General features: G+C 65.3%; 24 protein-coding genes. 10 read left to right on the top strand and 14 right to left on the bottom strand.

Annotated features, from left to right (window positions below; genetic code table 11):
• The first annotated feature begins 158 nt into the window (after window positions 1-158).
• From LC092_RS13080 to LC092_RS13070, 3 genes are all read left to right on the top strand, one after another.
• Window positions 159-854 carry a CoA transferase subunit A gene (locus LC092_RS13080; protein ID WP_224806987.1) on the top strand — a complete coding sequence of 232 codons (696 nt, stop codon included), beginning with the start codon at window positions 159-161 and terminating at the stop codon, window positions 852-854.
• Between the two features lie 20 nt (window positions 855-874).
• Complete coding sequence (locus tag LC092_RS13075; protein WP_224806986.1) at window positions 875-1,510, top strand: CoA transferase subunit B; 636 nt, start codon at window positions 875-877, stop codon at window positions 1,508-1,510.
• Window positions 1,511-1,689: 179 nt separating this feature from the next.
• Window positions 1,690-2,943 (top strand): diguanylate cyclase domain-containing protein, encoded by a 1,254-nt coding sequence (locus LC092_RS13070; RefSeq protein WP_224806985.1) that lies wholly within the window; start codon window positions 1,690-1,692, stop codon window positions 2,941-2,943.
• Window positions 2,944-2,958: 15 nt separating this feature from the next.
• On the opposite strand, the gene LC092_RS13065 is transcribed toward LC092_RS13070, so the two are convergent.
• Entirely contained in the window at window positions 2,959-3,444 is a 486-nt protein-coding gene (locus LC092_RS13065; RefSeq protein ID WP_224806984.1) for an Lrp/AsnC ligand binding domain-containing protein, read from the bottom strand.
• 225 nt (window positions 3,445-3,669) lie between these two features.
• Here LC092_RS13065 and LC092_RS13060 point away from each other — a divergent pair, with 225 nt between their 5' ends.
• Window positions 3,670-4,101: a universal stress protein gene (locus tag LC092_RS13060; protein ID WP_224806983.1), complete on the top strand. Its 432-nt coding sequence runs from the start codon at window positions 3,670-3,672 to the stop codon at window positions 4,099-4,101.
• 9 nt (window positions 4,102-4,110) lie between these two features.
• On the top strand, window positions 4,111-5,664 hold the full coding sequence (locus LC092_RS13055; RefSeq protein ID WP_224806982.1) for an alanine/glycine:cation symporter family protein: 1,554 nt from the start codon (window positions 4,111-4,113) through the stop codon (window positions 5,662-5,664).
• Window positions 5,665-5,712: 48 nt separating this feature from the next.
• Here LC092_RS13055 and LC092_RS13050 read toward each other — a convergent pair whose 3' ends face one another.
• Window positions 5,713-6,465 carry an SDR family oxidoreductase gene (locus LC092_RS13050; RefSeq protein WP_224806981.1) on the bottom strand — a complete coding sequence of 251 codons (753 nt, stop codon included), beginning with the start codon at window positions 6,463-6,465 and terminating at the stop codon, window positions 5,713-5,715.
• A gap of 42 nt (window positions 6,466-6,507) precedes the next feature.
• Window positions 6,508-7,983, bottom strand: a complete 1,476-nt coding sequence (locus LC092_RS13045; RefSeq protein ID WP_224806980.1) for an aldehyde dehydrogenase family protein — start codon at window positions 7,981-7,983, stop codon at window positions 6,508-6,510.
• 171 nt (window positions 7,984-8,154) lie between these two features.
• On the opposite strand from LC092_RS13045, the gene msrA reads away from it, so the two are divergent.
• Window positions 8,155-8,799, top strand: a complete 645-nt coding sequence (msrA, locus tag LC092_RS13040; protein WP_224806979.1) for a peptide-methionine (S)-S-oxide reductase MsrA — start codon at window positions 8,155-8,157, stop codon at window positions 8,797-8,799.
• Window positions 8,800-8,826: 27 nt separating this feature from the next.
• On the opposite strand, the gene LC092_RS13035 is transcribed toward msrA, so the two are convergent.
• The 9 genes from LC092_RS13035 to cysG form a co-directional block, all read right to left on the bottom strand.
• A complete protein-coding gene (locus LC092_RS13035) occupies window positions 8,827-10,023 on the bottom strand; it encodes a lytic murein transglycosylase (protein WP_224806978.1) in 1,197 nt (398 codons plus the stop codon).
• Between the two features lie 103 nt (window positions 10,024-10,126).
• Window positions 10,127-11,131: an NADP-dependent oxidoreductase gene (locus tag LC092_RS13030; RefSeq protein WP_224806977.1), complete on the bottom strand. Its 1,005-nt coding sequence runs from the start codon at window positions 11,129-11,131 to the stop codon at window positions 10,127-10,129.
• A 73-nt stretch (window positions 11,132-11,204) separates the two neighbouring features.
• The gene (locus LC092_RS13025; protein ID WP_224806976.1) at window positions 11,205-11,831 is read right to left on the bottom strand and encodes an NUDIX domain-containing protein; all 627 of its coding nucleotides are present in this window, start codon (window positions 11,829-11,831) and stop codon (window positions 11,205-11,207) included.
• A 67-nt stretch (window positions 11,832-11,898) separates the two neighbouring features.
• Complete coding sequence (locus tag LC092_RS13020) at window positions 11,899-12,720, bottom strand: ferredoxin--NADP reductase (RefSeq protein ID WP_412103579.1); 822 nt, start codon at window positions 12,718-12,720, stop codon at window positions 11,899-11,901.
• Between the two features lie 94 nt (window positions 12,721-12,814).
• Entirely contained in the window at window positions 12,815-13,336 is a 522-nt protein-coding gene (locus tag LC092_RS13015) for a DUF934 domain-containing protein (protein ID WP_224806974.1), read from the bottom strand.
• 2 nt (window positions 13,337-13,338) lie between these two features.
• Window positions 13,339-14,085, bottom strand: a complete 747-nt coding sequence (locus LC092_RS13010; RefSeq protein WP_224806973.1) for a phosphoadenylyl-sulfate reductase — start codon at window positions 14,083-14,085, stop codon at window positions 13,339-13,341.
• Entirely contained in the window at window positions 14,072-15,727 is a 1,656-nt protein-coding gene (locus tag LC092_RS13005) for a nitrite/sulfite reductase (protein WP_224806972.1), read from the bottom strand. Before LC092_RS13005 ends, LC092_RS13010 begins: the two co-directional genes overlap by 14 nt.
• Before the next feature lie 39 nt (window positions 15,728-15,766).
• Entirely contained in the window at window positions 15,767-16,072 is a 306-nt protein-coding gene (locus tag LC092_RS13000) for a DUF2849 domain-containing protein (protein ID WP_224806971.1), read from the bottom strand.
• 27 nt (window positions 16,073-16,099) lie between these two features.
• Window positions 16,100-17,536, bottom strand: coding sequence for a siroheme synthase CysG (gene cysG, locus LC092_RS12995; RefSeq protein WP_224806970.1), 1,437 nt, complete (start codon window positions 17,534-17,536; stop codon window positions 16,100-16,102).
• A 503-nt stretch (window positions 17,537-18,039) separates the two neighbouring features.
• Here cysG and LC092_RS12990 point away from each other — a divergent pair.
• Window positions 18,040-18,762, top strand: coding sequence for an HAD-IA family hydrolase (locus LC092_RS12990; protein ID WP_224806969.1), 723 nt, complete (start codon window positions 18,040-18,042; stop codon window positions 18,760-18,762).
• 90 nt (window positions 18,763-18,852) lie between these two features.
• Here the strand turns inward: LC092_RS12990 and LC092_RS12985 are convergent, their stop codons facing one another.
• The gene (locus LC092_RS12985) at window positions 18,853-20,019 is read right to left on the bottom strand and encodes an acetyl-CoA acetyltransferase (RefSeq protein ID WP_224806968.1); all 1,167 of its coding nucleotides are present in this window, start codon (window positions 20,017-20,019) and stop codon (window positions 18,853-18,855) included.
• Window positions 20,020-20,246: 227 nt separating this feature from the next.
• A complete protein-coding gene (locus tag LC092_RS12980) occupies window positions 20,247-21,269 on the bottom strand; it encodes a LacI family DNA-binding transcriptional regulator (protein ID WP_224806967.1) in 1,023 nt (340 codons plus the stop codon).
• Window positions 21,270-21,972: 703 nt separating this feature from the next.
• Here LC092_RS12980 and LC092_RS12975 point away from each other — a divergent pair.
• From LC092_RS12975 to LC092_RS12965, 3 genes are all read left to right on the top strand, one after another.
• Window positions 21,973-23,256 (top strand): ABC transporter substrate-binding protein, encoded by a 1,284-nt coding sequence (locus tag LC092_RS12975; protein ID WP_224806966.1) that lies wholly within the window; start codon window positions 21,973-21,975, stop codon window positions 23,254-23,256.
• Window positions 23,257-23,399: 143 nt separating this feature from the next.
• A complete protein-coding gene (locus tag LC092_RS12970; RefSeq protein ID WP_224806965.1) occupies window positions 23,400-24,359 on the top strand; it encodes a carbohydrate ABC transporter permease in 960 nt (319 codons plus the stop codon).
• Complete coding sequence (locus tag LC092_RS12965) at window positions 24,356-25,189, top strand: carbohydrate ABC transporter permease (RefSeq protein ID WP_224806964.1); 834 nt, start codon at window positions 24,356-24,358, stop codon at window positions 25,187-25,189. The genes LC092_RS12970 and LC092_RS12965 overlap by 4 nt, the downstream gene beginning before the upstream one ends.
• The last annotated feature ends 5 nt before the right edge of the window (window positions 25,190-25,194 follow it).

Raw genomic sequence — 25,194 nt, 5'->3', positions numbered from 1 at the left:
GCAACGGTTCAAGGCGAAAGCCGCCCGAATGGCGCCGGCAAGCGACCGGTCTGCGCTTGGCGCTTGAGGTGCGCGGCCTGTGGCGTTATCACAAGCCCCTGACGAGCGGTTCATGTTGGGACGAACGCCCGGCATTCATCCGATGCAAGGAGATCCCTATGAATAAGATCTACCCCGACGCGGCTTCCGCGCTTGAGGGCGTAACTTTCGACGGAATGACGGTCATGGCCGGCGGCTTCGGCCTGTGCGGCATTCCCGAGAATCTGATTGTCGCGCTGCGGGACAATGGCGCAAAGGAGATCACCGCGATCTCCAACAATGCCGGCGTCGACGACTTCGGCCTCGGGCTTCTCCTGCAGACCCGTCAGATCAAGAAGATGATCTCCTCCTACGTGGGCGAGAACGCCACCTTCGAGCGCCAGTATCTGAACGGCGAACTCGAGCTGGAGTTCAATCCGCAGGGCACGCTGGCGGAGCGCTGCCGCGCCGGCGGCGCCGGCATCCCGGGCTTCTACACCAAGACCGGTGTCGGCACGCTTATCGCCGAGGGCAAGGAGCACAAGGACTTCAACGGCGAGACCTACATCCTGGAGACAGGCCTGGTCGCCGACCTCTCGCTGATCAAGGCCTGGAAGGCGGACAAGGAAGGCAACCTCGTCTTCCGCAAGACCGCCCGCAACTTCAATCCCGAGATGGCGACCGCCGGCAAGGTCACGATTGTGGAAGTCGAGGAGATCGTCGAGATCGGCGAGCTCAACCCCGATCACATCGACACGCCGGGCATTTTCGTCGACCGCATCATCGTGGGCACCCACGAGAAGCGCATCGAAAAGCGCACCGTGCGCGCAGCCTGAGAAAACGAAGGAGAACAGACATGGCCTGGACTCGCGATGACATGGCTCGGCGCGCGGCGCAGGAGCTGGAAGACGGCTTCTACGTCAACCTCGGCATCGGCATTCCGACGCTGGTGTCCAACTACATCCCCGAAGGCGTCCATGTGACGCTTCAGTCGGAAAACGGCATGCTCGGCATGGGCCCGTTCCCGACCGAGGACGAGATCGACCCGGACCTGATCAACGCCGGCAAGCAGACCATCACCGAACTGCCGCAGACGAGCTTCTTCTCGTCCGCCGACAGCTTCGCGATGATCCGCGGCGGTCACATCGACATGGCCATCCTCGGCGCCATGGAAGTGTCTGAGACAGGCGATCTCGCCAACTGGATGATCCCGGGCAAGATGGTCAAGGGCATGGGCGGGGCGATGGATCTCGTTGCCGGCGTCAAGCGCGTGGTGGTGATCATGGATCACACCTCCAAGGCGGGCGACCCCAAGCTCCTGCCGGAATGCACCCTGCCGCTGACCGGCGTGAAATGCGTCAACCGCATCATCACCAACCTCGGTGTCTTCGACGTCACCGAAGACGGACTGGATGTGGTGGAACTGGCCCCGGATGTGACAATCGAGGACGTGCTCGCCAACACCAAGGCGAAGGTCAAGGTTCCCGCCTGACGCTGGAACCGCCCATTGCGGACCGATCCACAACGGCCGGGCGCCCTGGGTGCCCGGCCGTTTTCGATTGCCGGCCGGTCGAAAGCGAATCATCCCGTTCCAGGTGAACGTTTCCTTAACCCGCAAGGGACAATTGTTTTCGCTATCACGGGACCGGCACAGGACCGAGAGAGTGCGCCATGGGACAGGTACTTCTTGTTGAGGACACCCCGTTCTTCGAACGGGTGATCAAGCGCCAGCTCACCGTTTCCGCAGGGCTTGACGTCATCTCCGTGCCGACGCGCGCCGATGCCGAACGAGTGCTGGCCGACCCCGGCATCGTGCTGGACGTCGCCCTCGTCGACCTGACGCTTCCCGATGCGCCGGACGGCGAAATCGTCGACGTCACGATGGCGGCCGGTCTGCCGACCATCGTGTTCTCGGGTCGCTTCGACGAGCGGCTGCGCGACACGCTGCTCGCAAAGGGCGTTGTCGACTATATCCTGAAGGACAATGCCTCGAGCCTTGCCTATGTCGGCACACTGGTGCAGCGCGTCTATGCCAACCGGAACATCGACGCCCTGGTGGTGGACGACAGCCGGGTCGATCTGGAGATCGTCGCGCGGCGGCTCAGGCTCTACCAGCTCAACGTCCACACCGCGAGCGATCACGGCACCGCGCTGGCGATGCTCGACACGATCCCGAACCTCCGACTGGTCGTGCTCGACTATTTGATGCCGCGCACCGACGGCTTCGAGCTGCTGCGCAGTCTGCGCGCGCGCCATGGCATGCACGAGATGGCCGTGATCGGCCTGTCGGGACAGGCCGGACCGGAGATCATCGCCCGCTTCCTGAAATCGGGCGCAAACGACTTTCTGCCGAAATCCTGCACGCCGGAAGAATTCATGCTGCGGATCTCGCAGAACCTCGACACGCTCGACCGGATCCAGGCCCTGGCCGACATGGCCCACCGCGACGCGCTTACGGGCCTCTCCAACCGCCGTCACCTGTTTTCCCAGGGTCGCGGGATCTTCGACACGGCGCGCCACAAGGGCGCGGGCGCAAGGGTCGCCTCGATCGACATCGACCGCTTCAAGAGCGTGAACGACACCCATGGCCACGAAGCCGGCGACGCCCTGATCCGGGCCTTCGGGCGGGCGCTCGCCGAGTGCTGTCCGCCGCAGGCCTTTCCCGCCCGGCTGGGGGGAGACGAGTTCTGCGTCGTGCTGCCCGACCTGGACCACGCGGCCTGCACCCGCTTCCTCGACGCCCTGCGCCTCAGCATGAACACCCTCACCGGCCCCGGCGGCACGCTGAGCAGGATCGGCCCCGTCACCTTGAGCATCGGCCTCAACGACGGCACCGCCGATACACTGGAAGACGCGCTCCATGCCGCCGACATCCAGCTCTATGCGGCCAAATCCGCCGGGCGGGACTGCGTCGTCGCCTCGTAAGCGCGGCCGTATCGGCTAGATCCGCGCGCGCTCTTCTGCCATCTCGATAATTTCGCTGTCCTTCACCGTCTCCAGCACGGCGAAGGAATGCGTCTGCATGACGTTCGGCAACTTGCTGATCTTGTCGCCCAGCAACTGGCGGAAATGGGCGATGTCGCGCGTGCGCACCTGAAGCAGGTAGTCGAAGGATCCCGCGATCATCATGCAGGTCTGGATTTCCGGGATGCGCTTGACCGCCTCGTTGAAATCCGACAGCGCCGTGTCGGCGGTCAGCATCATGTTGACCTGAACGATGGTGACGTGATTCCGGTCGACCTCCACCGGATCCAGCCGGGCCGCGTATCCGCTGATCACCCCCGACCGCTCCAGCCGGCGAACCCGCTGCGCGCAGGGGGTCTTGGTCAGGCCGACCCGGTTTGCCAGCTCGACGATGGACAGTCGTCCGTCGCGCTGAAGCGCGTCCAGGATCTTGCGATCAATCGCATCGAGATGCCGCCTCACGCAGTTGCCTCTCCAGTCTAAAAGCCCATAGTTTAGCCGATAAGGCTATTTATCTCTAAAATTTAGGTCATATTCCTCAATATAGACCAAATATAGGCACACAAACCAGTCTTTTTTCCTATAATTAATCGTCGAAGGTGCAAGAAGCGCAAGCCTCAACCGCGCCAGCGCCTTCGACATGAAACGACCATCGGGGAACCCTGATTTCAGGAGGAAGAAATGGGAATGAAATTCTTGATTGGCCTGGACGGCCACGGATCGGGTGAGCGCGCCATGACCCATGCGCAGATGCTGGCAAAGCTGATCGGCGACTGCGAACTCATTGCCGCCTATGTCATCGAGTGGTCGCCCTACTCGTTCCAGACGCAGGAAGAAAACGCCCAGCGCCACAAGCGCCGCGAGGAGGAAATCTCCACCGCCAAGAGCCGGATCATCGACCCGGCCGTGAAGAAGCTGCAGGACGCCGGGTTCACCGCCTCCGGGGTCGTGCGTCACGGCGACGTGGCCGAAACGCTGAACGCCCTCGCGGAGGAACAGGGCGCCGACCAGATCATCGTCGGACGCTCCTCCGAGGGCGGTTTCACCCGGCGCATCTTCGGAAGTGCAACCTCAAACCTCGTGATGAGCGCCAGCGTGCCCGTCACGGTCGTCGTCTGAGGTGGCATCATGAAAACCCTCAGCAAGATCCTGCTCGCGCAGGCCGCCGCATTCGGCCTGTCCGCTCCCGCCCTCGCCCAGGAGGCCATGACCATCGATCAACGGGTCAACGCGACCTTCGCGACCGTCACCGGCCCCTTCGTCAATTTCATCTTCGCGCCCTTTCCCGGAACCGCCTTTCCCTGGATCGTGCTTTGGCTCGTCGTCGCGGCCTCGGTGTTCACCGTCTATTTCGGCCTCGTCCAGTTCCGCTTCTTCGGCCATGCCATCGCGCTGGTGAAGGGTGACTATTCCGACCCCAAGGACGCGGGCGAGGTCAGCCATTTCCAGGCGCTGGCAACCGCCCTGTCGGGAACGGTCGGCCTCGGCAATATCGCCGGTGTCGCGGTTGCCGTCGGCATCGGCGGTCCGGGCGCCACCTTCTGGATGATCCTCGCCGGCCTGATGGGCATGGCCTCGAAATTCACCGAATGCACCCTCGGCGTGAAATACCGCAACGAGTATGACGACGGCACCGTTTCCGGCGGCCCGATGTACTACATGTCGAAGGGCTTCAAGGAACTCGGCCTTCCCGGCGGCAAGATCTTGGCCGTGATGTTCTCCGTCTTCTGCATCCTCGGCGCGCTCGGCGGCGGCAACATGTTTCAGGCCAACCAGGCCCACGCGCAGATCGCCGGGATCGTCGGCGACTACCCGGGCTGGATCACCGGGCTCATCTTCGCGGCGGTCGTCTTCGCCGTGATCGTCGGCGGCATCAAGTCGATCGCCCGCGTGACCGAAAAGGTCGTGCCCTTCATGGGGATCCTCTATGTCGGCGCGGCACTGGTCATCCTGCTGGTCAATTACGACAAGATCGGCTGGGCCTTCGGCCAGATCTTCGCCGGCGCCTTTACCGGGCTGGGTGTCGCCGGCGGCCTTGTCGGCGCGCTGATCCAGGGCTTCAAGCGGGCCGCCTTCTCCAACGAGGCCGGCGTCGGCTCCGCCGCCATCGCCCACTCGGCCGTGCGCACCAACGAGCCGATCACGGAGGGCTTCGTGTCGCTGCTGGAACCGCTGATCGACACGGTTCTGATCTGCACGATGACCGCGCTGGTGATCACCATTTCCGGACAGTTGATCATGAACCCGGAAACGGGCCAGTTCGTGCTCAACGAGGCGGGGAGCGCGATCAAGACCATCGGCGATACGTCGGGCGTCGCCCTGACATCGGCGGCCTTCGGATCGTCGATCTCCTGGTTCCCCTATGTGCTGGCGCTCGCGGTGGTGCTCTTCGCCTTCTCGACGATGATCTCCTGGTCCTACTACGGCCTCAAGGCCTGGACCTATCTGTTCGGCGAAGGCAAGACGACCGAACTGGTGTTCAAGGTGATCTTCTGCATCTTCATCGTGATCGGCGCGGCGGCAAGCCTCGGCCCCGTCATCGACTTCTCCGATGCGGCGATCTTCTCCATGGCGGTGGTGAACATCTTCGCGCTCTATTTCCTGATGAAGCTCGTCAGGAAGGAACTGAAGTCCTACAGCGCGCGGCTTGCAAGCGGCGAGATCCGGAAGTTCAAGACGTAACACCCATGGGGCAAGGCGCGGCTGCGTGCCTTGCCCCTCACCCGGTCCCTAGATGCAGCGCCCGCCGTCGACCTCAAGCGCCACGCCGGTGATGAAGTCGGCCTCGTCGGAGGCGAGCCACAGGGCGGCATTGGCGATGTCGCGCGGCTGCGACAGCCGGCCAAGGGGAATGCTGGCGACGAATTGCGCCCGCTTCTCCGGCGTGTCCTCTCCCATGAACAGCGACAGCATGCCGGTCTCGCCCGCGACCGGGCACAGCGCATTGACGCGGATGTTGTCGGGGGCGAGTTCGACCGCCATCGATTTGGTCGCGGTGATCGCCCAGCCCTTGGAGGCATTGTACCAGGTCAGCCCCGGACGCGGCCTCAGGCCCGCCGTCGAGGCGGTGTTGAGGATCACGCCGCCGCCGCGCGCCTTCATCATCGGCACGGCCGCCTGCGTCGCCAGATAGATCGCCTTGGCGTTGACCTGGAAGATCCGGTCGAACGTGTCCTCGTCGACCTCCATCAGCGAGCCGTTGCGGTGGGTGTAGCCGGCGTTGTTGACGAGAATGTCCAGCCCGCCGAAGCGCTCCCCGGAGGCCCGGCACATCGCCTCCGCGCCCGCGCGCTTGCCCACATCGGCTGTCACGGCATGGGCGCTCGCGCCGATCTCGCCTGCGACACGCAATGCCGCATCGCCATTCACATCGGCGACGATCACCGACGCGCCCTCCCCGGCATAGAGTTTCGCAATGCCTTCGCCAAAGCCCGACCCGGCACCGGTGACGATCGCCACCTTGCCCGCAAGACGTCCGCTCATGTCGTTTCTCCCGATTGCTGCCGCGCTCTTGAGGCGCACTGTCTATCCGTGATTGACGACGACGGTCTTGAGTGCCGAGAACTCGTAGAGTGCCTCGAAGCCCTTTTCCCGCCCGTGACCGGATTTCTTGAAGCCGCCGAAGGGCAGTTCGACACCGCCGCCGGCGCCATAGCCGTTGACGAAGACCTGCCCGGCCCTGACCGCGCGGGCCACACGCATCGCCCGCGCTCCGTCGCGGGTCCACACACCGGCGACAAGGCCGTAGTCGGTGCCATTGGCGATCTCCACCGCCTCGGCCTCGTCGGCAAAGGGAATGACAGCGAGCACGGGGCCGAAGACCTCCTCCTGGGCGAGACGCGCGTCGCGCGGCACCGGGCCGTAGACCCGCGCCGGCTGATAGAAGCCCCCCGCCGGGCTGTCCGGCATGATCGAGCCTTCCGCGATCAGCGGGATCTCTTCCGCCTCCGCCTCCTCGGCAAAGCTCGCGACGCGGCGGGCCTGCGCCTCGTTGATCAAAGGGCCGAGGTCGAGGTCGGCGTCATGCGGACCGCTGACAAGCGCGCGGAACCGGTGACGCAACTCCTCGACCACCGCCTCGAAGGCCGCCGCCTCGACCAAAAGACGACTGCCGGCGGAGCAGGTCTGGCCGCAGTTCTGCACGATGGCGTTCAGGATCACCGGCAGCGCGGCCTCCAGGTCGGCATCGGCGAAGAGGATCTGCGGCGACTTGCCGCCAAGCTCCAGCGTGCAGCCGATGTGGTTCTTGGCCGCCGCCGTCTGGATCAGCGTTCCGACCTCCGGCGAACCGGTGAAGGTGAGGAAGTCGATGCCCGGATGATTGGCAAGCGAGGCGCCGGCCTCCTCGCCGTAGCCGGGCACCACGTTCCATACGCCGGCCGGAAGCCCGGCCTCCAGCGCAAGCTCGGCGATGCGCAGCACGGACAGGCAGGCGTCCTCGGCCGGTTTCATCACCAGCGTGTTGCCCATGGCAAGGGCGGCCCCCGCGACACGGCCCATGATCTGCGCCGGATAGTTCCACGGCACGATCGAGCCGACGACGCCATGCGGCTCGCGCAGGGTCATCGCCATGAAACCGGTCTGGACCGGAAGCGTGTCGCCGGTGACCTTGTCGGCGGCCCCGCCGTAAAACTCGAAATAGCGCGCGGCATTGACGATATCGGCGCGGCCCTGGCGCAAGGGCTTGCCGGTATCGCGCGATTCCAGCTCCGCCAATTCGTCGATATGCCTAAGCACCAGCGCGGACAGCCGGGTCAGGATGCGCCCGCGCTCAACGGCGGGCATAGTGGCCCAGTTGCCGCCCTCGAAGGCGTTGCGCGCGGCAACCACCGCGCGCCCCACGTCGCCCGCGTCGCAGCGCGGAATGCTGGCGAAAACCTCGCCCGTGCTCGGCGCGATCACGTCGATGCGGCGGCCGCCGGTCGCCTCTCCGGCGACGCCATCGATCACGGCCTGGAAACGCCTGATTTCGCTGGACAAAGCCGTCCTCCCGTTTGTCATACGAATACCATGTTGCCGGGACGGTAGCCGATGGCACCAGCCCCCGCAATCCGAATGGGCGCGTCCGTCCGCCGCGTGCCCGGCCATGTCCATCCCGAGGATGTGATACGGCTTTGACTTGATCGCCGGCCCGGTGGCCGCCATTTGCTGGGCGATCAGAAGGAGATTTCCATGACAACGACCTCTACACGGCGCGCCGCCAGCGGCCTGATCGGAACGCTCTTCCTGGCGGCGCTGGCGACCGCCCTGCCCGGCCCCGCGACCGCGGCGGACAAACAGACGGCGATTTTCGCCGGCGGCTGTTTCTGGTGCGTGGAATCGGATTTCGACGCGATCCCGGGCGTTCTGGAAACGGTCTCCGGCTACACCGGCGGCACGCTCGACAATCCGACCTATGCCGCCGTGACCGAGGGCGGAACGGGGCACTACGAGGCCGTCCGCATCACCTTCGACGCCGACACCGTAAGCTATGCGGAGCTGGTGGCCGCCCTGTTCCGCAGCGTCGATCCGACGGATGCGGGCGGACAGTTCTGCGACCGGGGCCCGTCCTATCGCACAGCGATCTTTGTCACCGACGACACCCAGCAACAGGTCGCGGAACAGCAAAAGGCGGAAGCCGCACGCATTCTCGACAGGGAGGTGGTTACCCCGATCCTGCCGGCCGCGACCTTCTATCCGGCGGAGGACTATCACCAGGACTTCTATGAAAAGAGCAGCACCCGCTACTCCTACTATCGCTGGTCGTGCGGGCGCGATCAGACCGTGAAGCGGGTCTGGGGCACGGAGGCCTTCAAGGGCATTCCCGGCAAGGGGTGAGCCGCAGCCGTTCGCTGCGGCCTGCGGCTACCGCCCGCCGAGTTTCTCGTAGATCCTGCGGCCGGGCCGGCCGGTCTGGGGCATGCCGAAACGCGCCTCCGCCTGCTTGATCCCGGCGCGGGTTGCCGGGCCGACGCGCCCGTCCGCCTCGCCGATGTCGTAGCCGGCGCGCAGCAAAAGCTCCTGCAGCCGGACACGTTCGGCGCGCGACAGGCCGGGATCCGAGGTCGGCCAGGGCGTTGCGAAGGGGCCGCCGCCGCGCAGGCGATCGGCAAGATGCGAGATCGCCAGCGCGTAGCTTTCCGCGACATTGTAGGAATAGATCGCGTCGAAATTCTTGAAGACCAAAAAGGCCGGTCCGTCGGCGCCGGCCGGCAGCAGCAGGCCCGCACGCGCCTCGCCGGCGATCTTGCCGCCGTCGAGATGGGTGATGCCGCGCTTGCCCCAGGCGGTGACCGTGGCTCGGTTCTTGCGCCCCGACGGGCCGTTGTAGCCCTTGGGCAGGCGCACCTCGTAGCCCCAGGGCATGCCGGTCACCCAGCCGGCCTTCTTGAGATAATTCGCCGTGGAAGCGAGAGCATCGGGAACGGAATTGACCAGGTCGCGCCGGCCGTCGCCGTCATAGTCGACCGCAAGCCGGCGGTAGGTCGAGGGCATGAACTGGGTCTGGCCGAAGGCGCCCGCCCAGGACCCCTGCAGGTCCTTCAGCTTGACGTCGCCCCGGTCGACGATCTTGAGGATCTCGATCAGTTCGGAGCGGAAGTATTTCGCGCGCCGGCCGTTGCAGGCGACATTGGCAAGCGCATGGGGCACATGAAAATCGCCGCGAAACTGGCCGTAGTCGCTTTCCACGCCCCAGACCGCGAGCACGATGTACCGGTCGACGCCGTAGGATTTTTCGACCCGGGCCAGCGTGCTGGCGTGACGGGCGAGCATCTTCTTGCCGTCGGCGATGCGTTCCTCATCGACCAGGAAGGCAAGGTAGTCCCAGATCGGGGTCTTGTATTCCGGCTGGCTTTGCGAAAATCGCACCGCCTTCTCGTCATAGGCGACGCCCGACAAGGCACGGTCGGCGGTGGCGCGGCTCACGCCGGCCTTGATCGCCTGCGCGCGGATATTGGCAACACAGCTGTCGAGCGAGGCTGCCAGCGCATCGGAGGAGGCAAGCATCGCCCCGGCAGCGAGCGCCGCCGCCACGAGCCCGGCCCGGGCCCCCGTTTTCATCCGCTTCAACCGCATCGCCATCCTCCCAACCGCATCTCGCCACCGTGCGATGATGGCGGGGACATCGTGTCAGGAGAATGGCGACGCGCCATTGGCAATCCGCTCAGACCTTCAGGCTGAGCTTGCCGAAGTTGCCACCGGTGTAGAGCAGGTTCAGCGTCTCCACGAAGGCATCGACCCCGCCCTCGCGCACGTCCTCGCGCAGCTTCAGCTTGCCCTCCTTCACCCAGGCGCCGAGATCGGCGAGCGCAACCGCATTGTCGCGGGCGAAATCGAAGACGATGAGCCCCTGCATCTTCAGCCGCTGGGTGAGCACATAGCGCAGGTTCACCGGTCCCGGCGGCACGGAGGTCGCCGTATAGGCGGAGATCAGCCCGCAGACCGCAATGCGTCCAAAGGTATTCATGCGCGGCAGGATGGTGTCGAGGATCTCGCCGCCGACGTTTTCGAAATCGACGTCGATCCCGTCCGGACAGGCCTTGTCGAGCTGCGCGCCGAGGTCGCCCGCTTTGTAGTCGACCGCCGCGTCGAAGTCGTCTTCCTCGATCAGCGCCCGGCATTTTTCCGGCCCGCCGGCAATGCCGACCGCGCGGCAGCCCTTGAGCTTGGCGATCTGCCCGACCAGCGAGCCGACCGCGCCCGAGGCGGCCGAGACGACCACCGTGTCGCCGGCCTTGGCCTCGCCGACGCGCAACAGGCCGAAATAGGCGGTCAGGCCCGGCATGCCGAGGCCGCCGATCCAGCTTTGCAGCGGCGCGATGGCGGTGTCGACGCGCTGCACGCCGCGTCCGTCGGAGATCGCGTGGGTCTGCACGCCGAAGAGACCGACCACCTTGTCGCCTTCGCGAAACTCGGGGTGATTGGACGCCTCCACCGTGCCGGCGGAAAAGGCGCGCATGACATCGCCGAGCGCGACCGGCGGCACATAGGACTTGCCCTCGTTCACCCAGCCGCGCATGGCCGGATCGAGCGAGACATATTCGGCGCGCACGCGAAACTCGCCCTCGCCAGGCTCAGCGACCGGCTCGTCGCGAATCTCGAAGCAGTCCGGGCTGACTAGCCCGGGCGCGGGACGTTTTACGAGACGCACGGTACGGTTCATCGACATTGCAGGATCCTCGGATTTTCAGGGAAATCGCCGGGAGGCGACCGAAGGGCCGCCCCGGCACGTTGCAACGAAGTTACGCAAAAAGTTCGGTGCGGCGCAACATGAGCGCCTGCACCAGAAGCAGCGTCTTGGCGTCCTGACCGCCGGCGCCTTGCAGGTCGGACACAAGCCGTGAAAGCGGAAGCTCCAGCACCTCGATCTCCTCGCCCTCATGGGCAAGCCCGCCGCCGGCGCTCTGGCGATCGGCGGAGGTGTATTCGCCGAGAAACAGGTCGATCCGTTCGGTCATGGCGCCGGGCGAGGAATAGACCTGGCCGACCGGCTCAAGATGCTTGAGAACAACCCCGACCTCTTCCGCCGCCTCGCGTCGGGCAGCGTCGAGAGGCGTTTCGCCGTCGTCGACATAGCCGGCCGGCGCCTCGATCAGGAAGCCATCGTCGTCGCCGCGCGCAAGCAAAGGCACGCGCAGTTGCCGCGCCACAAGCGCGACCTTTCGCTCCGGATCGAAGGGCAGCACCGCAACGACATCGCGGCGCGTCTGGTATTCACGCGACAGCCGATGCGTCGAGCCATCGGCGCGGCGCTCCTCGACCTCCATTTCCCGGTAGGTTGAAAAGCCCCGGTAAAGCGTGCGCGTGTCGAGAATGCGCAAGCGCGCATCCTTGTCCTCGCCGCCAGCCGTCGTCCTGTCGTCGCTCACACGCCCGCTCCGTCGTTTCCCGCCCCTGCCGCTTTGTCGGGAGCGATGGCACGGGGACGGCGGATCTTCAACCGACGAAGGCGCGCTCGATGACGAATTCGGCCGGGCGATTGTTGGCGCCCTCGGTGAGACCGCGCGCTTCCAGCAGCGCCTTGGTGTCCTTGAGCATGGCCATGGAGCCGCAGATCATGCCGCGATCCGTCGCGGGATCGAGCGGCGGAACGCCAAGCGCCTCGAACAACTCCCCGCTCTCGATCAGCGTGGTGATGCGGCCGACATGCTCCGAAGGCTCGCGCGTCGTGGAGGTGAAGAGACGCAGCCGCTCGGAGGCAAGCTCGCCGATCAGCGGATCTTCCTTGGCCGCCGCCACCGTCTCGATGGAATAGGCAAGCTCCGCCTTGAAGCGGCAGGAATGGGTGACGATGACCTCGTCGAACTTGTCGTAGGTCTCCGGATCGCGAATGAGGCTCGCGAAAGGCGCAAAGCCCGTTCCGGTGGAGAACATGTAGAGCCGCTTGCCGGCGATCAGCGCGTCATTGACCAGCGTTCCCGTCGGCTTCTTCTTCATCAGCACCTTGTCGCCGACCTTGATCCTGGCGAGATGCTCGGTCAGCGGACCGTTGGGGACCTTGATGGAGAAGAATTCCAGCTCCTCGTCCCAGGAGGGCGAGGCGATCGAATAGGCGCGGTAGATCGGCTTTTCGCCGACCATCAGGCCGATCATCACGAATTCGCCGGAGCGGAAGCGGAAGCTTGCCGGCCGCGTCATGCGGAAGCGGAACAGGTCGTCGGTGTAATGCTGGACCTCGGTCACGGTCTCGGCGGTTGCGCCGGCGGGAACGACATCCGCCGTGGTACCGGAAAGATCGACCACATTCATGCCATGCATCCTTACATTCGCAATTCACGACAGGCCGCCGGGGTCCGGTCCGGCCGGTGTGCGCATCGCGGTCCAGGCACCCGATGCACAGCGATGGACAGTCTCAAACAGGCGATGCCGCCGGGCGCCTGGCCCAGGCGCGCGCGCCGGCCGGGCGTTCGCCGGCCCGCTCCGCAGGCTGCAGATATAACGGCACCTCGACATTGTGACCAGCCTCAAGGGCGCGACGCGTTGGCGCGTGCACGATCTCGAAGGCGGTAAAGCCGCAGCGGCGCATCAAGGGGATCTGGTCGAGCAGCACATCGCCGACCGCCCGCAGCTCGCCGTCGAAGCCGTGGCGCCGGCACAGCAGCCGCGCTGTGGAATAGCCGCGCCCGTCGGAGAACTTGGCGAAGTCGACGGCGATCAGCTCTAGCCGCGACAAATGCGGTGCCAGCGCGTCGGGATCGTCCGCCGCGCGCAGGAGCACCGCGAGCTTGAGAGAAGCCGGCGCTGTGGCAACACTCTCCAGAAAGCGCGCGAGCGGCAGGATGACAGCGCCCGCCTCGGGCAGCAGGTCGTCGTCGCCCAGATGGCGCCAGTCATCGGCAACGAAGCCGCCGTCTTTGTAAAGCTGTGCCGCCATGGTCAGATCCCCGCTCCGTTCTCGTTTTCCTGCGGAAGCGGAAAATGGATCCCGCATTCCGTCTTCTCGCCGCCGCGCCAGCGTCCGGCGCGCGGGTCTTCGCCCTCCGCCACCGGGCTGGTGCAGGGCATGCAGCCGATGGAAGGATATCCTTCAGCGACCAGCGGATGGGCCGGCAGGTCGTGCGCCTGCATATAGGCGCGCAGATCGCCAGGGTCCCAGTCGGCGAGCGGATTGACCTTCACGCGCGGACCGTCGGCCTCGAATAGCGGAATATTGGAGCGCGAGCTGGCCTGAAACCGCTTGCGGCCGGAAATCCAGGCATCGAGGCCCGCGACCGCGCGTGCCAGCGGGCGCACCTTGCGGATGTCGCAGCAGGCGTCGGTGTCGCGCATCCACAGCGCGCCGGTCGGATCTTCCGCCTGAAGATCCTCCACTGAGGGCTTCAGAACCCGCACGTCCCTGAGGCCGAAGCGCTCCACCAGCGTGTCCCGGTAGCGCAGCGTTGCCGGAAAGAGCTTGCCGGTGTCGATGAACAGCACCGGAAGTGCCGGATCGACGCGGGCGGCGAGATGCAACAGCACCGCCGATTCCGCGCCGAAGGAGGACACCAGCGCGAGGCCGTCCGCAAACTGCTCCCGTGCCGCGGCGATCACCTCTTCCGCCGGCGCGCCGTCGAAGCGGGCGGCAAGCACGCGCGCGAGATCGCCCGTGTCTTCGACTGCCGCTAGGGCTTCATGCCGTCCCATAGAGCGCCTCCTTGAACGGGGCATCGCCCACCCTGCGGTAGGCGGCCAGGAAATCCTCCTGCGGGGTCTCGCGCAGGCCGATATAGGTGTCGACCAGCGTCTCCACCGCGTCGACGACATCGTCGTAGGAGAACCCCCGGCCGATGATCTCGCCGATCGAGCTGTTCTCGTCGCCGGAACCGCCGAGCGTGATCTGGTAGTATTCCTCGCCCTTCTTCTCCACGCCGAGAATGCCGATGTGGCCGACGTGGTGATGGCCGCAGGCGTTGATGCAGCCGGAGATCTTGATCTTGAGATCGCCGATGTCGCGCTGGCGCTCCGGCGTCCCGAAACGTTCGGAAATGCGTTGCGCGACCGGGATCGACCGCGCGGTGGCAAGCGCACAGAAATCCATGCCCGGGCAGGCGATGATGTCGGTGACGAGGCCGGCGTTGGCCTCCGCCAGACCCGCCGCCTTCAGCCCTTCGAAAATTGCCGGAACATCCGCCTTGCGCACATGCGGCAGCACCAGGTTCTGCTCGTGGCTGACGCGGATCTCGTCGTGGCCGTAGCGTTCCGCAAGGGCCGCCACCGCGTCCATCTGGTCGGCGGTCGCATCGCCCGGCGCCTTGCCGATCGGCTTCAGCGAGATCGTGACGCTGGCGTAGCCCGGCGCCTTGTGGGCATGGAGGTTGCGCTCGACAAAGGCGGCCAGCGCCGGATCGGCGGCGGACGCGCGGTCCAGGCTGCCGTCATCCGCGTCCGCATCGAAGGGAGGGGCTGCGAAATAATCGGTGATGCGGTCGATCTCGTCCTGCGGCAGCCGCAGCACGCCGTGGCGGATTTCCTCGAACTCGCGCTCGATATCGGCCTTCAGCGTCTCCACACCCGTCTCGTGGACGAGGATCTTGATGCGGGCCTTGTATTTGTTGTCGCGCCGGCCGTAGCGGTTGTAGACGCGCAGGATCGCCTCGCAATAGGCCAGCAGATCCTCCTCGGGCAAGAAGTCGCGGACCTTGCGCGCGATCATCGGCGTGCGCCCCAACCCCCCGCCGACGAAGACGGTGAAACCGACATTACCGTCTGCGTCGCGCTTGGCCTGCAGGCCGATGTCGTGCACCTGCACGGCGGCGCGGTCGTGCGGCGCGCCGGTCACCGCGATCTTGAACTTGCGCGGCAGGAAGGAAAACTCCGGGTGCAGCGACGACCACTGCCGCAGGATTTCCGCATAGGGGCGCGGATCGAGGATCTCGTCGGCGGCGGCAGCCGAGAAATGATCGGCGGTCACGTTGCGGATGCAGTTGCCCGAGGTCTGGATCGCATGCATCTCGACCGTGGCGAGTTCTTCCAGAATGGCCGGAATGTCCTTCAGGCGCGGCCAGTTGAACTGGATGTTCTGGCGCGTCGTGAAATGGCCGTAGCCCCGGTCGTAGGTGCGCGCGACATAGGCGAGCTTGCGCATCTGAGCGCCGTTCAGCGTGCCATAGGGGATCGCCACCCGCAGCATATAGGCGTGGAGCTGCAGGTAGACGCCGTTCATCAGCCTGAGCGGCTTGAACTGCTCCTCGTCGAGATCGCCGGCAAGGCGGCGGCGCACTTGGTCGGTGAACTGCTCCACCCGGGCCGACACGAAATCGGTGTCGAATTCGTCATAGCGGTACATGTCATGTCTCCTGAAGGCGCGCGGGCCCGTTGACTGCCGTCACGCGGCGGAGGTTTCGCGTCGTGCCTGCTTGCCGAGATCGGGGCGCGTGGTCGGTCCTTTCGCGCGGATCCGCTCGCGGAAACGCACCGCCTCGATGCCATCCTCCGTGCGGCGCAGATCGATCAGATAGGGGTCGACCAGAAGCCTGTCGGCCACGGCCTGCGCGCCGATGGCCAGCGCTTCGGCTTCCGCTTCCGGGGTTTCCAGTCCCCACGCCGACTGCAACATCTCGACCCATTGGCCGGACCGGCCGAGCCAGACGACCTCGCCGTCGATCAGCCGGTTTGCGGTCAGTGCCTTCATGTGCGGGATCCTTTCAGCAAGATTTCGTCAGGCGGCCGCGATGGCGCGCAGCGGCCCGGCAACCCGGAGCGGTTCGCTGGCAGCGAGATCCGCGTGGGCGACGACCTCCCCGACCACGATCAGGACGGGTCCGTCGATGTCGTCGCGCGTGCCCAGCACGCCGAGGTCGTCGAGCGCGCCGGCAAGAAAACGCTCGTCACGCTGCGCGGCGTTCTCGATCACGGCGACCGGCGTTTGCGCCGGCAGGCCGGCCGCGATCAGCCGCGTCGCGACGCGTGCAGCCACGGTGCGGCCCATGTAGACGGCGACTGTGGCGCCGGAGAGCGCAAGGTCGGCCCAGGCAGGCAGCGTCTCGCCGTCCTTGTCGTGGCCGGTTGCAAAGACAAGCTGCGAGGCAACACCGCGCAGGGTGAGCGGAATGCGCGCGCTCGCCGCAGCCGCAAGGGCCGCCGTGACGCCCGGCACGATGTCGCAGCCGATTCCGGCCGCCTTGAGCGCGGCGAGTTCCTCGCCGGCCCGGCCAAACACCAGCGGATCGCCGCTCTTGAGCCGCACGACCCGGTGCCCGGCAGCGGCCTCGCGCACCAGGATGGCATTGATCTCCTCTTGCGGCACCGAATGGGCGCCCTTGCGCTTGCCGACCGCAATGCGCTCCGCATCGCGCCGGCCCATGGCAACCACCGCATCGGGCACGAGCGCGTCATGCACGATCACGTCGGCCTCCTGGAGCAGGCGCTGGGCGCGCAAGGTCAGCAGATCCTCCGCACCGGGGCCGGCGCCGACCAGCCAGACGAAACCGGGTTCGTCGTTGCGGGTGTTCAGGAGGCGCTGCGCCTCCGCGCGCGCCACGTCGGCACGCCCGGCCTGAAGGTTTGCGGCGACACTTCCGGAAAAGAACCGCGCCCAGAAGCGCCGGCGGTCCGCGCCGGGCGCGATCACCCGTGCGACCGTGTCGCGGAAGCTCTCGGCCAGACGGGCAAGGTCGCCGGTCGTGCCGGGCAGCATGGCCTCGATGCGCGCGCGGATGTGGCGCGCAAGCACCGGCCCGACGCCCGTTGAGGTGATGGCGATGGCGACAGGCGCCCGGTTCACCAGGGCGCCGACGTAGAAATCACAGAGCGCGGGACGGTCAACCGCATTTGCCGGAATGCCGAAGACGCGGGCGGCGTTGACGACGGCGGTATCCGCCGCCTCGTCACCACTTGCCGCAAAGGCAAGAGCGGCCCCGGTCAGCAAGGCAGGGCGAAACGCCGTGCGGTGCCAGATCGCCCCGGTTGTCTCGATGGCCGCGGCAAGCGCGTCATCGACGGTGGGCGAAATCACCTCGAGCACGGCAGAGGTTTCCGACAGGAGCCGGAGCTTGGCGGCCGCCTCCTCGCCGCCGCCGACCACGACCACACGGCGACCCGCGACCTTTTGAAAGGCTGGAAACACATCGAGTTTTCGATCGGACTGGCGCGACATGGACAGCAGACTCCGACTGCGTTGGATACCGCCAACACATAAGGCCTGCGCAGACTTTGCGCCGGGCATGGCATTTCAATCGCAAGGGCAAAGAGAGAAAAAACATTCTCCCGGCGTCGAAGGCCTCCAAAGCGTCACCGAATTGGTGACGAAGATCGGTCGTCGCCGGCTATGAAAACATGGTTTGCTTGGATCCGCGTACTCTTATACGTTTGCGATAAGAAAAAACGCGAAGTGAGAATTGCATATTTTTGTTTGCTGCAACCGAACTATAAAAGATGCCACATCCGCTTTATAGAAATAAAATTAATTCGCATTTACCGGAATCGGTCACCATATGCAATATTCTCATCATCAAAAGTAGTACTTTGTCATGTCGAATCGTTTTTTGTGATGCTAATATTTTACTCTCATACAACACTAAAGGTTGATTAATTGAAGAGAACAACCCCAGACATGCATTCTACCCTGAGACAGCCCATAATTCGACAAGAGTGAATGCCGTGGTCAAAGCTATTTTCTTCGATGTTTTCGGAACGGTGGTGGACTGGAGAAGCGGCATTGCAAATGCCTTCGATCAGGCTTTCGCCAAATCCGGCGCCGATATCAAGCCCTGGGAACTGGCCGATGCCTGGCGCGCGGAGATCGCCTCCCGCCTGGCCGAAGCCACCGGCGACGGGGCAAAAGACGCGCCCTATCTGGGACTGGACGCCATCCATCGTGAGGCATTGGCGAAAGTCCTGGGCGACGCCGACCTGGCCCGTCGTCTCGGCGACAGGGACAGGGCAACCCTGGAGCGAAGCTGGGAGACCCTGCGCCCCTGGCCAGACAGCGTGCCCGGACTGCGCGCGCTCCGGCGCGAATATGTGATTGCGCCCTGCAACCATGGCTCGATTTCCATGATGACCTGGCTGGCAAAGAGCGCGGGATTGCCGTGGGACCTGATCCTCGGGGCCGATCTGGCGCGCTGCCATCCGCCGGCGAGCAAGGTTTACACCCATTGCGCCGCCGCGATCGGGCTGGAGCCCGGCGAGGTCATGCTGGTGTCGGCCCACAACCGGGATCTCGACGCCGCGCGTGCCGCCGGCCTGAAGACAGCCTTCTTCTCAAGACCGAAGGAGTTCGGCAAGGGCCAGACCACCGACCTTGCGCCCGCCGATGCGTGGGACGTGATCGCCTTCGACCTGCTCGATCTGGCGCGGCACATGGAGGCAAGCCTGATCTAGGGTGCCTTTTGAGCTGCGCGGGGCAAACGGAAGAAGGCGTCGCGCGTGACACCTGCCGCCCGCCCCGGCATCGCCGGTCGTGAAAACCGCCTAGCGCAGCGGCTGGAGCACCGACACGTAGTTGGCAACGGCAGCGCCGCCCATATTGAAGATCCCGGCGAGTTCGGCGTCCTTGACCTGAATGTCGCCGGCGCGGCCGGTGAGTTGCATCGCGCTCAGGACGTGCATGGACACGCCGGTCGCGCCGATCGGATGGCCCTTTGCCTTCAGCCCGCCCGACGGATTGACCGGAAGCTTGCCACCCATCTCGGTCCAGCCTTCGAGAATGGCGCGATGGCCCTCGCCCGGCTTCGTCAGGCCCATCGCCTCATATTCGATCAGTTCGGCGATGGTGAAACAGTCATGGGTCTCGACGAAGGAGAGATCCTCGATGCCAAGGCCGGCCGCGCCGAGCGCCCGGCTCCACGCCGCACCGCAGCCCTCGAAGGCGAGAATGTCGCGCTTCGACATCGGCAGGAAGTCCTGCGCATGCGCGAGGGCGCGGAAGGCCACGGCCTTGTCGCGACCGAGCGCGGTCTCGACATTGGTGAGCACGAGAGCCGCCGCACCGTCGGACACCAGCGAACAGTCGGTGCGCTTCAGCGGGCCGGCGACGAAGGGGTTCTTCTCGCTCTCGGTGCGGCAGAAATCGAAGCCCAGATCCTTGCGCATCTGCGCATAGGGGTTATTGACGCCATTGCGGTGATTCTTGGCGGCAATCGCGGCCAGCGCATCGGACTGGTCGCCGTATTTCTGGAAATAGCCCTGCGCGATCTTGCCGAACACGCCGGCGAAACCGGCCGGTGTGTCGCCATCCTCGGGGAGATAGGAGGCCTTGAGCAGATTGCGGCCGATCTCGGGACCCGGCGTCGTTGTCATCTGCTCGACGCCGACGACGAGCACCACCCGCGCCTCGCCGGAGGTCACCGCACGCACGCCCTGATGCACGGCCGCGGACCCGGTCGCGCAGGCGTTTTCGACGCGTGTCGCCTTCTTGAAGCGCAGGGCGGGGTCGGCCTGAAGCACCAGGGAGGCGGTGAAGTCCTGCTCGGAAAAGCCCGCATTGAAATGACCGAGGACGATCTCGTCGACATCGCTGGCCTCGAGACCGGCGTCCGCGATGGCGTCGCGCGCGACCTTGACGATCAGGCTCTCGACGGTTTCCTCGGTGTGCTTTCCAAATGGCGTATGGGCCCAGCCCACGATGGCAGCGGTCATCTGCTTACTCCCTGTTGGTCGCGCATCCCCGCCGCGCCCCGGCTCATGGCCGGCACCGGCAGCAGATCGGACAGAGACGATCGGATCGACGGCGAGAATTCCACCTTGGCGGGAAACGCGCAAGATATTATTTTTACCATTACGTCAATGAGATTTAAAAAAATACATTATATCAATATTTTGCCGTTTTAAAAGCACATCATCCGCCCCTTGGGGAGATCGTCCCGCTATCCGCTTGCGGGTGCGGCCACCGATCCGCGATAGACCAGATCCACCGGCTTCACGTCCGTGAGCTGGTCGATCAGCGTACCGGTGGCAAGACGGATCGCGAAATCAGCGACCTGCTCGCCGCCCTTGCGGATCGGGCTGCGGGTGACCGTCAGCGGCGGATCGAGCGTGTGGGGACGCAAGAACGGAAGATCGTCGTCATGGGCGATCACGGAAACGTCCCGTCCGACCGTGAGGCCAAGATCGCGGATCGCACGATAGGCGCCGAACGCCAGCAGGACGCTGGAACACAACAGGCCCGTCGGCGCCGGCGTTCGCTCCAGAAGCGTGCGTGCGAAGCGATAGCCGTTTTCTTCCGTCATCGCGCCGCAGCAGGACGGGCAGTCCGGATCGTCGGCCAGCCCCGCCTGCGCCAGCGCCTCCTGCCAGCCCGAGCGGCGGTCGCGGGCGAAGGTCTGCCCCTCATCGCCGTTGATCAGCGCGATCCGCCGATGCCCGAGATCGAGCAGAAGCCGGCAGGCCTGGCGGAAGGCGCCGCGGTTGTCGATATCGACATGGGCGTAGGGAAGCGGCGTTTGCGTGCGCCCGTGCACCACGAAAGGCAGACCCAGCCCGTTGAGCAGGGCGATGCGCCGATCCTCAACCGCCGGTCCCGACAGGATCACGGCGTCCGCCGTGCGCGTGCGGGCAAACCGGCGATAGACCTCGTCTTCCGTGCCGGTGGTGGGGCTGACAGTCAGGTCGTAGCCCTTCTCCCCCGCCGTCGCGGCAACGCCGGCGAGAAATTCGATGAAATGCGGATCGAGCAGCAGGTTGCGGTCGACGGGAAAGGCGATGCCGAGCGCCTGGGAGCGCCCGGTCGCCAGCCGCCGGGCGCCGGAATTCGGGCGATAGCCAACCCGCTCCGCGGCCTCCACCACCTTGCGGCGGGTGGCGGGCGCAACGTCGGCATAGCCGTTGAGCGCCCGGCTCACCGTGGTCTGGGACAGGCCCAGATGAGCGGAGAGTTCACGCAGGTTCACCCGACCGATCCTCCCGACAAGAGCCTCTCTCCGTTTTCATCCCGCCCGCGCGTCCCGGCGCTTCGACCACACGGCCGTCGGTTTTGCAAGGCGATCAGCGATACGCCCGCGCCCCGTCGGCCGCGCCAGGCTGCAACGACCGCGCATCCGACAGCCGGCCGCATCCGTTGCCGCACACAAATCGTAACCCAAAGCGCTTTGGAAAAACACTTCGAGATCAGCATTTTTCACAGGCGAATTCTTGCCAGACCGCAGCGGGCCCTTCCCGGAAAATCGGCAGCCCCGGGCGCAAGCTTACCCTCCTCGTTGATCCTAAGGGCTTTGAAAGCGCCAAATCCAGCCATTTTTCTTGTGCGTCGCAAAACCACCTCGCCGCTCTGCACAATGAAAAGTGCCGCGCCGTCGCTTGACTCATCCGGAACGATCCGGCAGGCTCGATATCCAAAGCGCTTTGGGAGGGGCGCTGACCAGGATGACGCAGCTTCGTTCGAGGCGCGCCGGGACAGGGTGACACGCGGGGACCGTTCCGGCGTGCATCTGAAGTCCTCGCCATCCGGGACGTCCCCTCTCCAGACAGTTTTTGCCGGACGAAACCTTTTTCGACGACGCGGTGATGCCTGCCGGTTTGCGGTCGGGCCACGCGAGACGGGATCGGCGGACATCGCCTTGGCGGTGCAAGGGCCGAAGCAATCGGAGGACCATGATGCTGCGCACATCCATTCTGGCCGCGACCGCGCTTGCGGTGCCGCTCTTTGCCCCCCTGGGTGCCGGACACGCCGGCGCACAGGCTGCGGAAATCTCCATTTCCTGCGGCGCTGTCGGCATCGAACTGGAATTGTGCAAGTCCGGCGCCGATGCCTGGGCGGAAAAGACCGGCAACACGGTCAAGATCGTCTCCACGCCGAACTCGACCACGGAACGGCTGGCGCTGTACCAGCAATTGCTCGCCTCCGGCGCGGACGACATCGACGTTTTCCAGATCGACGTAATCTGGCCCGGCATTCTTAGCAATCATTTCATCGACCTCGCCGCCTATTCCGACGGCGCGGAAAAGGCGCATTTCGCCCCCATCGTCGAAAACAACAGGGTCGGCGGCCAGCTTGTCGCCATGCCCTGGTACACGGACGCGGGACTGCTCTACTACCGCAAGGACCTGCTGGAAAAACACGGCAAGCCGGTGCCGACGACCTGGCAGGAGATGACCGAAACGGCCAGGATCATCCAGGCCGCCGAGCGGGCGGAGGGAAAGGACACGCTCTGGGGCTTCGTCTTCCAGGGCAAGGCCTATGAGGGGCTGACCTGCGACGCGCTGGAATGGGTCGACAGCTTCGGCGGCGGCACCATCGTCGACGCCGACGGCGAGATCACCATCAACAATCCCAAGGCGATCGAAGCCTTCGAACTGGCCGGCTCCTGGGTCGGCGACATCACCCCCGGCGGCGTCCTGAACTACGCCGAGGAGGAGGCGCGCGGCGTGTTCCAGTCCGGCAACGCGGTCTTCATGCGCAACTGGCCCTATGCCTGGGGGCTGGGCAATTCCGCCGACAGCCCGGTGAAGGGCAAGATCGGCGTCACGGCCCTTCCCAAGGGCGGACCGGACGGCAAGAACACCGGCACGCTGGGCGGCTGGCAGCTTTCGGTGTCGAAATACTCCGCAAACCCGGAGATCGCCGCCGATCTGGTGATGTATCTGACGAGCGAGGCCGAGCAGAAGCGCCGGGCCATCGAGGGCACCTACAACCCGACGATCGCATCGCTTTACGAGGATGCAGACGTGCTCGCGGCCGCCCCCTTCTTCGGCGACCTCTACGAGACCTTCACCAATGCGGTCGCCCGGCCGTCGCGCGTGACCGGAACGAACTACAACCGCGTCTCGAACGCCTTCTGGAACGCCTCTCATGACGTCCTCTCCGGCAAGACCGACGCGGCGACCGCGATGGCGGATCTCGAACGCGAGCTGAAGCGGATCAAGCGGCGCGGCTGGTAGGCGCGCCGGCACCGCCCCGACCGGGCGAGACGGCGGACGTCGTCCCGCCCGGCGGTCCCGACGACGGTCACCTGCCGCCACGGCCTCCCGCCTCTCCCGCCGACACCAGGCGGAGGGCGCGCGGGCAAACCGGACCCGATCCCATGAGCGACATTGCCCTGACCACAGCCACCGCCGCGCCGGCCCGACGCTCGCGCCTGTCGCAGTCGCGGCTGAGATCCGCATGGCTCTTTCTGACGCCGATGATCGTCGTTCTTGCCGTGGTCGCCGGCTGGCCGCTGCTGCGCACCATCTGGTTCGGCTTTACCGATGCCAACCTGTCGGACCTGTCGGCCACGCAGTTCATCGGGCTTGAAAACTACTACTCGGTCTATGACGGCGAGACCTACGGGCTGATCGTCGATCCGTCCTGGTGGAATGCCGTGTGGAACACGATCTGGTTTTCCGCCGTGTCCGTTTCCATCGAAACCGCGCTTGGGCTGATCGTCGCGCTGGTGCTCAACGCCAACTTCAGGGGCCGCGCCCTGGTGCGCGCCGCCGTTCTCATTCCCTGGGCGATCCCGACCATCGTCTCCGCCAAGATGTGGGGCTGGATGCTGCACGACCAGTTCGGCGTCCTCAACGACATTCTCATGGGCATCGGACTGTTGTCCCAGCCGGTTGCCTGGACGGCGGATCCGCAAACCGCGATGTGGGCGGTGGTCATGGTCGATGTCTGGAAGACGACGCCCTTCATGGCGCTGCTGATCCTCGCCGGCCTGCAGATGCTGCCCGCCGATTGCTACGAAGCTGCAAGGGTCGATGGCATCCATCCGGTAAAGGTGTTCTTCAAGGTCACCCTGCCGCTGATCCGGCCGGCGATCATGGTCGCGGTGATCTTCCGCGCGCTCGACGCGCTGCGCATCTTCGACCTGATCTACGTGCTGACGTCGAATTCCTCCGACACCATGTCGATGTCCGTCTATGCGCGCCAGCAACTCGTCGACTTCCAGGAGGTCGGCTACGGCTCCGCGGCCTCGACCCTTCTGTTCCTGGTCATCGCGGCGCTCACCATCGCCACCATCACGCTCGGCAAGGTCCGGCTCGGCGGGGAGATGAAATGATGCGCCGCTCTCCGCTCAAGACACTCGGCCTTTATGCCCTGGTGGCGGCGATCGTCGTCTTCTCGGTGTTTCCGTTCTATTACGCGATCCTGTCGTCGTTCCGCTCCGGCTCCGAGCTCTTCACCGTCACCTACTGGCCGAGCAGTTTCGATCCGTCCAACTACATCTCGGTCTTCGCCGAACAGCCGTTTGCGCGCAACATCCTGAACTCGGTCGCCGTCGCGAGCGTCGTCGTCGGCCTGTCGCTGTTTCTCGGCGTCACCGCCGCCTATGCGCTGGCGCGGGTCAGTTTTCGCGGACGCGGGGTGCTGCTCTTCACCATCCTGTCGGTCTCCATGTTTCCGCAGGTGGCGGTGCTGTCCGGCATGTTCGAGCTGATCCGGCTGCTCGGCATCTACAATTCGCTGCCGGGGCTGGTGCTGTCGAACCTGATCCTGACGCTGCCCTTCACCGTCTGGGTGCTCACCACCTTCATGCGCGAGTTGCCGAAGGAACTCGAGGAAGCCGCCGTGGTCGACGGCGCCTCGTCGTGGGTGATCGTGCGCCATGTCTTCCTGCCGCTGATGTGGCCGGCGCTGGTCACCACCGGCCTGCTCGCCTTCATCGCGGCATGGAACGAGTTTCTCTTCGCCCTCACCTTCACGCTCTCAAACGACATGCGCACGGTTCCGGTCGCCATCGCGCTGATCACCGGCGCCAGCCAGCATGAATTGCCCTGGGGCAACATCATGGCGGCTTCCGTGATCGTCACCGTGCCGCTCGTCGTTCTCGTGCTGATCTTCCAACGCAAGATCGTCTCCGGCCTCACCGCCGGCGCCGTCAAGGGATAGTCCGT

This window comes from Stappia stellulata (assembly GCF_020176715.1).
Taxonomy (GTDB): Bacteria; Pseudomonadota; Alphaproteobacteria; order Rhizobiales; family Stappiaceae; genus Stappia.
The sequence above is the reverse complement of the archived record's forward strand: the minus strand, read 5'-3'. Positions and strand labels throughout refer to the sequence as shown.